This is a genomic window from Nonomuraea purpurea, from assembly GCF_042650645.1.
Taxonomy (GTDB): Bacteria; Actinomycetota; Actinomycetes; order Streptosporangiales; family Streptosporangiaceae; genus Nonomuraea; species Nonomuraea purpurea.
The window spans coordinates 168,048-178,991 of record NZ_JBHSBI010000020.1 but is presented as its reverse complement, the minus strand read 5'-3'; the positions used below and the strand labels follow the sequence as shown (position 1 = coordinate 178,991).

The following is a 10,944-nucleotide window of genomic DNA, read 5'->3' as shown; positions in this document are numbered from 1 at the left end:
CTCCCACGGATTCCAGAGCAGCGAACTGAGGAAGCATTCGCTGGTGGGTCTGCGGTCCTGCGTGAAAGATAGCCATCTGGAATTGCACCTCCAAAGATGATGACTAGGGCTGGTCAACGCGGGGCTTCAAAGCACCAGGCGGCACCTCAAGCCCCCTCCTTCAGGAGGGGGGTCGTTGACGGCGGAAGACTACGGGTTCGCTCCGACTATTCGCCTGCTTGCAGCTTGGCCAGGCGGTTTTCGAACATGCGGATGACCTCGGGACGCGCCGTCGTGGCGCGCTCGTACGCCACGAAGTCGGTGATCTGCTCGGCGGTCTTGCCGCGCATCCTGGCGCGCAGGGAGGCGACGGTCAGCTCGGAGTAGCCGGGGAGCGGCTCGGCCAGGTCCGCCTTGGCGGCGGGTTCGTCGGCCTTGGGGGAGGCGACGGGCTCCGTCACGACGGGCTTCTTGGCCGCGGCCTTCTTCGCGGCGGGCTTCGCGGCCGGCTTCTTGGCCGTGGCGGGCTCCGCCACGGTGGCCTCGGCGGTGGCGGCGGGCTCGGCGGCCGTGGGCTCGGTGACGGCGGGCTTCGCCGCGACGGGCTTCTCGGCCGCGGCGGGCTTCTCGGCGACTGCGGGCTCCGCCACGGTGGGCTCGGCGACCGTCGTCTCGGCGGCGGTGGGTTCGGCGAGCGCGGGCTCGGCCGGGGTCTTGGGGGTGGCGGGTGCGGCGGTGGCCTTGGCGGCGGGCTCCGGGGCCGTGCTCTTGGCCGTCGGCTCCGGCTCGGGGGCCGTGCTCTTGGCGGCGGGCTCAGGCTCGGCGACGGCCGGCTCGGGCTTGCCCGCAGGCGCGAAGATCACCGGGTCGGGCTTGGTCTTGGCGGCGCCGTTCGGCTCGGCGCTGGGACGCGGGGCGAAGATGACCGGCTCCTTGCGGGCGGGCTTGTCCTCCTCGTCCTTCTTGTCGGCATCTTTCTTGTCCGCCGCCGGAGGCGCGGCAACCTGCTCAGCCGCGGAGGGCCGGGAGCCGTCCTGCTCCTCCTCGCCCTTGTCCTTCTTGCCAATCCCCTTGATCGAGTTCTTCATCCGGTCCACGACGAGCAGCGCCTGCCCTGCCGCGCTGAGCGTGGTCTGGACGACGAGGAGCGGAAGATCCTTGGCCTTCTCCTTCATCTCGTCCTTGTTGGTAACGGTTTTGGCGATGTTGCGTATCACGTCGCTGAGGGACATGACGTCTCCCTGGGAGGTCAGTATTGGACGGCCAGTCTGGCGCACCGCGGGCCACCATGCACGCGCGGGCCAGATGGTCGCTCCACGTAGCATAGAAAGCATGGAGCCCCAGACCCCCTCATCCCGCCGAGTACTCGTGGCCAAGCCGCGGGGCTACTGCGCCGGAGTCGATCGAGCCGTGGTAGCGGTCGAGAAGGCTCTGGAGCAGTACGGCGCGCCGATCTACGTACGCAAGCAGATCGTCCACAACACCCACGTCGTGAAGACGCTCGAGGCCAGGGGTGCCATCTTCGTCGAGGAGACAGAAGAGGTGCCCGAGGGCGAGATCGTGGTCTTCTCCGCCCATGGAGTCTCCCCGGTCGTGCACGACGAGGCCCGCCGGCGCGGCCTGCGCACCATCGACGCTACCTGCCCGCTGGTCACGAAGGTGCACAACGAGGCGAAGAGGTTCGCCAACCAGGACTACGACATCCTGCTCATCGGCCACGAGGGCCACGAGGAGGTCGAGGGCACCTCGGGCGAGGCCCCCGACCACATCCAGCTCGTCGACGGGCTCGACTCGGTCGACCAGGTGCGGGTGAAGGACCCGAGCAAGCTCGTGTGGCTGTCGCAGACCACGCTGTCGGTCGACGAGACCACCCAGACCGTGGCCCGGCTCAAGGAGCGCTTCCCCACGCTGATCGACCCGCCGAGCGACGACATCTGCTACGCCACGCAGAACAGGCAGGTCGCCGTCAAGGAGATCGCCGCGGAGTCCGACCTGGTCATCGTGGTCGGCTCGGACAACTCCTCCAACTCCAAGCGCCTGGTCGAGGTGGCCAAAGACTACGGCGCGAAGGCCGCGTACCTGGTCGACAACGCCGGGTTCATCCGCGAGGAGTGGCTCGACGGCGTCGCCACGGTCGGCCTCACCAGCGGCGCCTCGGTGCCGGAGGAGCTCGTCGACGAGGTGCTGGCCAAGCTGGCCGAGCACGGGTTCGGCGAGGTGAGCGAGGTGGAGCCGGTGCAGGAGAGCATGCGCTTCGCCCTGCCCCACGAGCTGCGCAAGGATCTGCGGGCCAGTTAGTCCTCGCCGCGCGGGGTGCCGTACACCTTGGGCTCGAAGTAGCCCTCGGGCTCGGGCACGAACGACTGACGCGGGCGCGGTGCCTCCGCGCCCGCCTTCAGTTCTTCGCGCAGCTCGCGTACGTTGTCGCGGAGCCCGCGCCGCCATGCCACGCCGAGCACCAGCGCCGAGCCCGCGAACAGCCATGGCGCCCCCCGCGTGAGCGAGGTGTAGAGCCCCAGCGTCAGCGACTGCACGATCGACACCGAGCCGAAGGCCCGCCCGAGCTCCACGAAGAGCGTGGCGCAGAAGAACACCAGCGGCGGCGTCACCACCAGCGACAGCAGCTCGCGCCGGTTGACCATGAGCGCGCCCAGCAGGCTCGACAGCACGAAGGCCGCGCCCACGACGTGCTGGATGTCGAGCAGGGCGGTCAGGACGTAGCCCGCCAGGGTGGCCACCAGGGCGAGCGCGACGGCACCGCGGGCGGTCAGCCTGACCGCTGAACGCCTGCCTTTCTCACCCATTGACCCACCCCCGTTTACTGCGTCCCGTTGGCCAACTTACCGTTCGCATGGGAAAGCAGAGACGAGGTTTCCAGCAGTTCTGGGGATGCCAGGGGTCTTGGGAGCCCTTCGAGCATCTCGGGGGCGTCGAGATCGCCGTCGACTACGCCTAGATCGTTAAGTTTGCGAGCGGTGACCAGGACGCGGCTTTCGAGCGATCCGACCGACTTGTTGTACGCCTCCACGGCCCGCGTCAGCGCCCTGCCCAGCGACTCGACGTTCCTGCCCAGGGACGACAGCCGCTCGTACAGCTCCTTGCCCAGCTCGAACACCGCCCGCGCGTTCTCGCTCAGCGCGGCCTGCTGCCAGGCGTAGTGGGCGGTGCGCAGCATCGTGATCAACGTCGTCGGCGTGGCGATGTGCACCCGCCGCGACATGGCGTACTCCAGCAGCGCCGGATCGCGTTCGAGCGCCGGGGCCAGGAACGCCTCACCGGGGATGAACAGCACCACGAACTCCGGCGACGGGTTGAACCCCTGCCAGTAGGACTTGGCCGCCAGCCGGTCGATGTGCTCGCGCACGTGCCTGGCGTGCGCGTCGAGCCTGACCGTGGCCAGCGACTCGTCGGCGGCCTCCGCGGCCTCCAGATAGGCCGCCAGCGAGACTTTGGAGTCGACCACGATGTTCTTGCCGCCGGCCAGCCGCACGACCATGTCGGGGCGCATGGAGCCCTCGCTGACCTGCTCGTCGAAGTCGCAGTGGCGCTGCATCCCGGCGATCTCGGCGACCCTGCGCAGTTGCAGCTCGCCCCACCGGCCACGGGCCTCCGGCCGCTGCAGGGCCCTGACCAGGGCGGTGGTCTGGGAGCGGAGCTGCTCGTGGCTCTGCCTGACGAACTCCATCTGCTGGGCCAGTTCAGCCTGCGCCGCGCGCCGGCCCGACTCGGTGTCGCGCAGTTGGGTCTCGACCCGCGTCAGCGCGTCCTTCAGCGGCTCGACCAGGTGCTCGACGGCCTGCCTGCGCTGCTCCAGATCGCCGGCGGCCTCCGCGCGGCTGGCCGCCAGCCTGGTTTCGGCCAGTTCGAGGAAACGCAGGTTGTTGGCGTCGAGCGCGCGGGTGGACAGGGCCTGGAAACGCTCGGCGAGCTGCTCCTCGACGTAGACGAGCTTCTCTGCCGCGGACCTGGCCCTGGCGTCGGAGTCGGCCACCCGTACGGCCGCGCGCGTCCTGGCGACAAGGAACCCCACGAGCAGCCCGACGGCCAGACCGATGAGAAGCGAGACCACGTCCACTCCATGGATGATGGCAGGATTCGGCCGGGAGAATCCCCGCGACACGCTCGCGGGCGGGCGCTCAGGTGCTCAGGAAGTAAACTTGACGCCCGTGAGTCTTTCTATCGGCATCGTCGGTCTGCCCAACGTCGGTAAGTCCACGCTCTTCAACGCGCTGACGAAGTCCGGCAACGCGCTGGCAGCGAACTACCCGTTCGCCACCATCGAACCCAACGTGGGCATCGTCGGCGTGCCGGACGACCGCCTGCCCAAGCTGGCCGAGATCTTCGGCTCCGCCCGCGTGCTGCCCGCCAAGGTCGAGTTCGTCGACATCGCGGGCCTGGTCAAGGGGGCCTCGGAGGGGCAGGGCAGGGGCAACCAGTTCCTCGCCAACATCCGTGACACCGACGCGATCTGCCAGGTCATCCGCGTCTTCAACGACCCCGACGTGACCCACGTCGACGGCGAGATCTCCCCCAAGCGCGACATCGAGACGATCAACACCGAGTTGATCATGGCCGACCTGCAGACGGTCGAGAAGGCCGTACCGCGCCTGCAGAAGGAGGCGCGCAACAACAAGGACAAGAAGGCCGCGCTGGAGGCCGCGGAGGCCGCCCTGGCCGTCCTGGAGACCGGCAGGACCATCTTCGAGAGCGGCCTCGACCGCGAGGAGCTGCGCGAGCTCCACCTGCTGACGGCCAAGCCCTTCCTGTACGTGTTCAACCTCGACTCCGACGAGCTGACCGACACCGCGCTCAGGGAGCAGTTGTCGACGCTGGTCGCCCCCGCCGAGGCGGTCTTCCTCGACGCCAAGATCGAGTCCGAGCTCGTCGAGCTCGACGAGGAGGAGGCGCTCGAGCTGCTGCAGTCGGTCGGGCAGGAGGAGTCGGGCCTGCGCCAGCTCGCCAGGGTCGGCTTCGAGACCCTCGGCCTGCAGACCTACCTGACGGCCGGGCCGAAGGAGACCAGGGCCTGGACGATCCCCAAGGGCGCCACCGCGCCGGAGGCCGCCGGCGTGATCCACACCGACTTCCAGCGCGGGTTCATCAAGGCCGAGGTCGTCTCCTTCGACGAGCTGGTCGAGGCCGGCTCCATCGCCAGCGCCCGCTCGGCGGGCAAGGCTCGCGTCGAGGGCAAGGACTACGTCATGCGCGACGGCGACGTGGTGGAGTTCCGCTTCAACGTCTGAGCCCGTCCGAGGCCGCTCAGTCGAAGTGGATCTGCTCGTTGTCCCACAGGCCGCCCTTGCAGAGCGCCTTGCCCTGACCGACCGGGACGATCTTGCCGCCGCCCTTCGTGCACTCACTGTCGGTGACCCAGGCGGGTGCGGCGGCGGCAGGGTGGGCTCCGGCGAGCGCACAGGCGGTGAGCAGGGCGGCGGCGAGTCGGCGCATGTCATGAGTCCAATCACGTAGGGCGATCCATCGTTACGGTAGGTTACCGACGGTGGGCTTGGGTGGAGCCCGTTTCGACGTCGGGTCGGGGATCGACCGGATATCTGATGCGGGGACAACTGATGCGTCAACCACTTTGGGCCCTTGCGCGTCGAATCGTCACGGCGTTCACGCTGACTCGGGAGGCCCTCATGATCCGTCGCATCATCCGGAAACGACGCCCCGCGCCCACGCTCGCGGGCATCAGCCTCGAGGAGGAGCTGGCCCTGATCAGGGTCGAGCTCATGTACGGCCTGCGCGTGAACCGCGAGGCCTACCTCCGGAGGAAGGTCGACGAGCGCGACGAGATGGCCACGCGCATGCGCGAACTCGAACCCGCCGAGATGCTGGCGGACCTGCGCGGCTCGCTGGAGCGCGCGGTGCGGCCGACGGTCGTCGACCTGCACAGCAGGCGCCAGTCGCGGACGAGGCAGGATCCGGAGCCCGCCTGAGGTTCAAACTCATGCCGAATCCGCAGGTGACCGGAGTCCATGCCTATTTTGGACAGGAATCCGTGGCTGCCGAGCTACCCGACTTTAGGCGTCTGGCCTGGTCAAAAGCTGTTTCCGCCGGGAAGTGACAGGAATCGGCACTGTGGCCTGTCCTGCGGGCCCGGTTTGCCGTGAGGAACGGTCATGCCGCAGCATGGGCGTGGCTTTCCTGGAAGAATGGCGGAGACCGGATAGCGTGACTACTTCACCGCGGATGATGGGGATCGGCAACGGACGACACCGCGCCAGCCGGGGGGATCGGCGCGAGCGGAGGCGTGATGGCTCGTAGGTCTACCGTCCAGCACGACCCTCGGATCGCTGGCGACACCGAGCTTTCCACGCGCCTCGACACGGCTGACTTCGACGCGCCGCCGCCCCGCAGGCCGCGGCGCGGCGGCTGGTCGGGTGGCGGCGGACGATGGCTGGTGTGGACCGGCCGTCTCATTCTCTGGGCGCTTATTATGGTAATCGTGGTGAATGGGGTCCGTGCACCATTTGAGCGGTTTACCCAGCAAGAGGTCGCCGCGCCCAACAGTGCTGTGCAGGCCGACAACGGTTTCCCCGCCGAACGTGGCATGGCATTCGCCGCCCAGTTCGCTGGGGTTTATCTGAATTTCAACCCGCAGGACGCGCCCAGCAGGTCACGCAAGCTGGCCGCCTTCCTGTCCGACGACACCGACCCGCAATGGGGCTGGGACGGATACGGCCAGTTCGCGGCCGTCGCCATCCAGCCGTACGACATCGAGGCCACCGACGCGCGCAACGCCGTGATCAGCGTGGCCTTCCAGTCCCAGGCCCGCAGGATGATGCTGTCGGTGCCGGTCTACTACTCCGGCGACGACGCCGGCAGGAAGTTCGTCGTGTCGGGCCACCCTGCGGTCCTGCCCGCCCCGGCTCCGGCCGAGCTGCCCCAGGTGGCCGAGCCCGAGACCGACGACGCGACCGCGACCGAGCTCAAACCCCAACTGGAGGGCTTCTTCAAGGAATACGCCTCCGGCAACGTTTCCGGGCTCCAGCGCTACCTCGCCGCGGGCAAGAGCCTGCCGAGCTTCGGCGGCGCCTTCTCCTTCGCGGAGCTCAAAGAAGTCGTGGTGCCTGTGGGGGGTGCCACCCGAGAGATTCAGGCGGTCGTGGTCTGGTCCGTGGCCGACGGCGGCGCCCAGCCCACTCCTGACGCCACCGACCCCGCCGCGGTCGGAGGGAAGCTGGAGCAGGCCTATCGCCTGACCGTCGAGAAGCAGGGCGACAAATGGTTCGTCGCCGACATCCGCGGCGGCGGCCGGGCCATTGGATAGACGCGCGGCCGCGCTGCTGATCGGTACCCCCCGGGAGGACAAACAGTGACCTTGAAGACCATAGTGCTCAGCTTGATCGAGATGGCGCCGACACCGTCGCCGACGCCCACCGGCATCGACACCGGAGGGCTGGCGAACTTTCTGCGTGCCTTCTTTGCCCCCTTGTTCCTGGTTGTCGTCTCCGTGGTCGCGCTCTTCTTCCTCTTCACCCGAGAGATCACGCGATTTGTGCAGTTCCTGATCCTTGCCGTAGCCATCGGAGTGATCTTCTACGTTCCCAACATCATCGAAGTGACCGCGAAGGCAATCGCCGGAGCACTGGGCATCAGGTAAGGGTTGAGACCGTCGCGTGGCGGTCATGTACGAGCGGGTGGAGAGGAGGACCGCGTGGACCTGCCCACGTATACGAACATCTGGCGCATCGAGAAACGGCTCTACAAGCTGTACGACCTACGGCTGCCGATGCCGCTGCCGATCGTCTGGATCGGTGTCTTCGTCGGGGTGTTCGTGCCGTGGTCCCTCCTGCTGGTCCTGGTCGGCGTGCCGGTGGAGATGCCGTGGCACGTGCTGTTCCTGGTGCCGCCCGGGATCGTGACGTGGTTGTCGACGCGCCCCGTCATCGAGGGCAAGCGACTCACCGAACTGCTGGAGTCCCAGCTTCGCTACCTCGGGCAGCCGAAGGCCTGGTACCGCCTCTCGCCGATGTCCGAGCCCGAGACGATCACGTTCTCCGGGCGCGTGTGGCGCACGAGCCCCGCCCGCGCCAAGGCCAAGGGGGCGCGCAAGGCCCGCCGCCCGCAGCGCCGCCGCGACGACCAGCAGGTCACCGGGCCCCGGCAGGTGCGCCCCGCCGTGGCCGCCGCCGCTGCCGCGGCCTCACAGGCGCCCGTCGCCGAGCCGGCGCCCACACGCTGGGGCACCCGCCGCGGCACCGCCCCCGCCCTCAAGGCCCAGGTACGCCAGAGCGCGCCGGGAGGCTCCGGGACGGTCAGACGCGAGAACGTCACCCGAGACCGGGTCCTGGGCGATCGCCGACCCGCCGTTGACGAACCGGCCGCCGACCCCGCCACCCGGCCTTCGAACACCGCATCTCCCGCCGTGGCCCAAGACCATGGGATCGCGGGCCGGGAACGAGCCGTACCGGAGTTCACCGGCGAACGCGCCACGACCGCCGAGCATGGAACGACCAGCGGAAACGGCACCGCCGGGCGGCGCAGGAACACCGGGAGCCGCAAAGCGACCGCCGACCACGCGGACACTGTCACCCCTGACGACCTCACCCACCGAAACGGCCATGGCGACCGTGCGGACACTGCCGCCCCTGACGACGCCCACCACAACGGTCATGCCGACCGCGCAGGCACTGTCACCCCTGACGACCTCGCCCACCGCAATGGCCGAGGCGACCGTGCGGACACCGGTGCTCGTGACGGTTCTGACGACCGTGCAGGTGCCGGTGGCCCTGACGGCTTTGGCAACGGTGCCGGCGGCCCCGGTGGCTTTGGTGACGGCGCAGGTGCCGGCGTCCCTGGCGGCGTGGGTGGCCGTGACGGCCTTGGCGACCGTGTAGGCGCTGGCGGCGCGGGCGGCCGTGACGTGACTGACTTCCGTGAAGGCGCTGGTGAGCGTGGAGAGATCGTCGGCGAGGCCGAGGCCGCTCGTGCCACCGTCGTCCCGTTCAGGACCGCCGAGAGCCGCAAGCCCGCCGCGGGCAAGCCGATCGACACCGAGGCGCTGCGACGGCTGAGGAGGCTCGCGGCGAGCGCCGACGCGCCCGCCGACGCGGTGGGGGGCCCGGAGGCGGAGAACGCGCGCAGGGAGGACGAGGTCGCACGGGACCAGCACCGCAAGGGGCAACCGCCCCGGCTGGGGCCCGCGCTGGTGCTCCCCGGCACGCAGCAGGTCTGGCCACCGCTCAACCCGGACGCCAAACCACAACCCCGGCCCGGCCCCGCACACCCAGACACGACCACGGGTGCCGTGCCTGGCACCCCAGACACAACCGACACCACTCCGCCGCTCTCAACACACAACACCCCAGACGAAACGCCCCCGGCGGACGACATCCACCCCCGGCCCGCCACAGCGGAAGACCCGCAGGACCAGCCCGACGTGGCAGGTGACTCGCCAAAGACGCTCGACACGGCAGGCAACGCGCCGAACGTGCGCGGCGTGGCAGGCAACGTGCCGGACATCCAGGCGGCGGACGACACGCAAAACGGGCGCGATGCGGCGAGCGGTGCGCCGGACGAGCGTGGGGCGACCGGGGGCCTCCCCGGCGAGCGTGCCGTCGGTAGCGCCCCAGACGAGCGAGGCGCGGTCGGCGGCGACCGTGGTGTGGGTAGTGGCGTGCCGAGCGAGCGTGGCGCGGACGGTGGCGTCCCGCAGGAGCTTGGCGTAGGCGGCGGCCTGCCGGACGAGCGTGGCGTGCCGGAAGGTGCTGAGGAATGGGCGGCCGCTGCAGCGGGTGACGCCGTCGGCGGTGGCGCGCGGGAGTCGGCCGATGCGCCGGTGTCTGGCGAGCGCGTCGCCTCGGGGTACGAGGCGCCCGATGAGCGGTCGGTGGCCGGTGGTCGGGAGGCGGCTGAGGGGCGGTCGGTGGCTGAGGGGCGGGAGGCGGTTCGGGAGTACGAGCGTGGTGGGGCGAAGGGCGGGCGGGATGAGCGGGTGGGGCCCGTGCCCGTGCCCAGGCCGGGAGAGGGCCGGGTGCGGCGGGTCGAGTCCGTGGTCGGCCGGGACTCCGGCGGGTGGCGGCGCATCGCGCAGGTGGTCGTCGGCGGGGGCGGTGTGCGGACCGACGGGTCCGAGATCGACGAGGCCAGGGCCAGGGGCGTGTTCGGGGGCGGCCGCAGGATCGTCGTCCTGGGCTGCACCGGCGGCGCCGGTCAGAGCACGACGGCGCTCATGCTCGGCCACACCTTCGCCACCTACCGCGACGACAGGGTCGTGGCCGTCGACGCCAACACCGGCGGCAGCACCCTGACGAGCAGGATCCAGCCGGAGACCCCCGAAACTCTCACCTCGCTGCTGTCCGGGCTGGACCGGGTCAGCGGGTACCTCACGATGAGGGGCTACACGACCCGGACGGCTTCGGGGCTGGAGGTGATCAGCGCGGATACCGACGCGGGCGCGGAGCAACGTCTGGCGGACCGGTCGTTCTTCTCCGACCACCGTCTGGGTGAGTCCATGCGCCTGCTCGACCGTCACTACAAGCTGGCCGTCATCGACCCGGCGGCGGCGCTGGCCGCGCGGATCCTGCCGTACGCGGACCAGCTCGTCCTGGTGGTGCCGGCGAGTGAGGAGGCGTCGGAGTCGGTGGCGATGACGTACGAGTGGCTCGACGGGCACGGCTGCGCGGAGCTGCGCAGGCGGGCGGTTGTGGTGGTCAACGGCGTGAGCAGGCGTTCGATGGCCGACGTCGAGCAGGCGGAGTCGGTGGCCAGGGGCAGGTGCCGGGCCATCGTCAGGGTCCCCTGGGAGGACGACCTGGCGCCGGAAGGGGCGGAGGTCGTCGACCCTGGGCAGTTGCGCGCGGCCGGGCGGAGGGCTTATCTCGCCCTCGCCGGCGTCGTGGTCGCGGGGTTCGCGGCCCAGGCACAGACCGTCCGACCAAGCGAAGAGGAGTTGGCGAGTGACCCCCCGGGCACGAGAATCGGTGAGCGTTAAGTGAACAAGCGAGCAGGTCTGACCCG

Annotated in this window: 10 protein-coding genes; 6 read left to right on the top strand and 4 right to left on the bottom strand. The window is 69.8% G+C overall.

What is annotated here, in order from left to right; translation table 11 throughout:
- Window positions 1–206: 206 nt before the first annotated feature.
- Entirely contained in the window at window positions 207–1,211 is a 1,005-nt protein-coding gene (locus ACFOY2_RS34195; protein WP_379532241.1) for a hypothetical protein, read from the bottom strand.
- A 100-nt stretch (window positions 1,212–1,311) separates the two neighbouring features.
- On the opposite strand from ACFOY2_RS34195, the gene ACFOY2_RS34190 reads away from it, so the two are divergent.
- Window positions 1,312–2,277 (top strand): 4-hydroxy-3-methylbut-2-enyl diphosphate reductase, encoded by a 966-nt coding sequence (locus tag ACFOY2_RS34190; RefSeq protein WP_379532240.1) that lies wholly within the window; start codon window positions 1,312–1,314, stop codon window positions 2,275–2,277.
- On the opposite strand, the gene ACFOY2_RS34185 is transcribed toward ACFOY2_RS34190, so the two are convergent.
- Window positions 2,274–2,783: a DUF6542 domain-containing protein gene (locus ACFOY2_RS34185; RefSeq protein WP_379532239.1), complete on the bottom strand. Its 510-nt coding sequence runs from the start codon at window positions 2,781–2,783 to the stop codon at window positions 2,274–2,276. The two genes, ACFOY2_RS34190 and ACFOY2_RS34185, sit on opposite strands and share 4 nt — an antisense overlap.
- 14 nt (window positions 2,784–2,797) lie before the next feature.
- Window positions 2,798–4,054 (bottom strand): DNA recombination protein RmuC, encoded by a 1,257-nt coding sequence (gene rmuC / locus ACFOY2_RS34180; protein WP_379532238.1) that lies wholly within the window; start codon window positions 4,052–4,054, stop codon window positions 2,798–2,800.
- A gap of 91 nt (window positions 4,055–4,145) precedes the next feature.
- Here rmuC and ychF point away from each other — a divergent pair, with 91 nt between their 5' ends.
- Window positions 4,146–5,222, top strand: a complete 1,077-nt coding sequence (gene ychF, locus ACFOY2_RS34175) for a redox-regulated ATPase YchF (protein ID WP_379532237.1) — start codon at window positions 4,146–4,148, stop codon at window positions 5,220–5,222.
- Window positions 5,223–5,238: 16 nt separating this feature from the next.
- Here ychF and ACFOY2_RS34170 read toward each other — a convergent pair whose 3' ends face one another.
- Window positions 5,239–5,427 (bottom strand): hypothetical protein, encoded by a 189-nt coding sequence (locus ACFOY2_RS34170; protein WP_379532236.1) that lies wholly within the window; start codon window positions 5,425–5,427, stop codon window positions 5,239–5,241.
- Window positions 5,428–5,618: 191 nt separating this feature from the next.
- Between ACFOY2_RS34170 and ACFOY2_RS34165 the strand changes: the two genes are divergently transcribed.
- From ACFOY2_RS34165 to ACFOY2_RS34150, 4 genes are all read left to right on the top strand, one after another.
- On the top strand, window positions 5,619–5,918 hold the full coding sequence (locus ACFOY2_RS34165; RefSeq protein ID WP_379532235.1) for a hypothetical protein: 300 nt from the start codon (window positions 5,619–5,621) through the stop codon (window positions 5,916–5,918).
- A 614-nt stretch (window positions 5,919–6,532) separates the two neighbouring features.
- Entirely contained in the window at window positions 6,533–7,252 is a 720-nt protein-coding gene (locus tag ACFOY2_RS34160) for a conjugal transfer protein (protein ID WP_379532234.1), read from the top strand.
- Between the two features lie 81 nt (window positions 7,253–7,333).
- Complete coding sequence (locus ACFOY2_RS34155; protein WP_357822721.1) at window positions 7,334–7,585, top strand: hypothetical protein; 252 nt, start codon at window positions 7,334–7,336, stop codon at window positions 7,583–7,585.
- A 54-nt stretch (window positions 7,586–7,639) separates the two neighbouring features.
- The gene (locus ACFOY2_RS34150) at window positions 7,640–10,918 is read left to right on the top strand and encodes a TcpE family conjugal transfer membrane protein (protein ID WP_379532233.1); all 3,279 of its coding nucleotides are present in this window, start codon (window positions 7,640–7,642) and stop codon (window positions 10,916–10,918) included.
- The last annotated feature ends 26 nt before the right edge of the window (window positions 10,919–10,944 follow it).

Excerpts from the sequence above, each read along its gene's own strand:
- ACFOY2_RS34185 (WP_379532239.1), bottom strand. The coding sequence starts at position 2,783 with ATGGGTGAGAAAGGCAGGCGTTCAGCGGTCAGGCTGACCGCCCGCGGT.
- ACFOY2_RS34155 (WP_357822721.1), top strand. The coding sequence starts at position 7,334 with ATGGCGCCGACACCGTCGCCGACGCCCACCGGCATCGACACCGGAGGG.
- ACFOY2_RS34190 (WP_379532240.1), top strand. The coding sequence starts at position 1,312 with ATGGAGCCCCAGACCCCCTCATCCCGCCGAGTACTCGTGGCCAAGCCG.
- ACFOY2_RS34160 (WP_379532234.1), top strand. The coding sequence starts at position 6,533 with ATGGCATTCGCCGCCCAGTTCGCTGGGGTTTATCTGAATTTCAACCCG.
- ACFOY2_RS34170 (WP_379532236.1), bottom strand. The coding sequence starts at position 5,427 with ATGCGCCGACTCGCCGCCGCCCTGCTCACCGCCTGTGCGCTCGCCGGA.
- ACFOY2_RS34195 (WP_379532241.1), bottom strand. The coding sequence starts at position 1,211 with ATGTCCCTCAGCGACGTGATACGCAACATCGCCAAAACCGTTACCAAC.
- ACFOY2_RS34165 (WP_379532235.1), top strand. The coding sequence starts at position 5,619 with ATGATCCGTCGCATCATCCGGAAACGACGCCCCGCGCCCACGCTCGCG.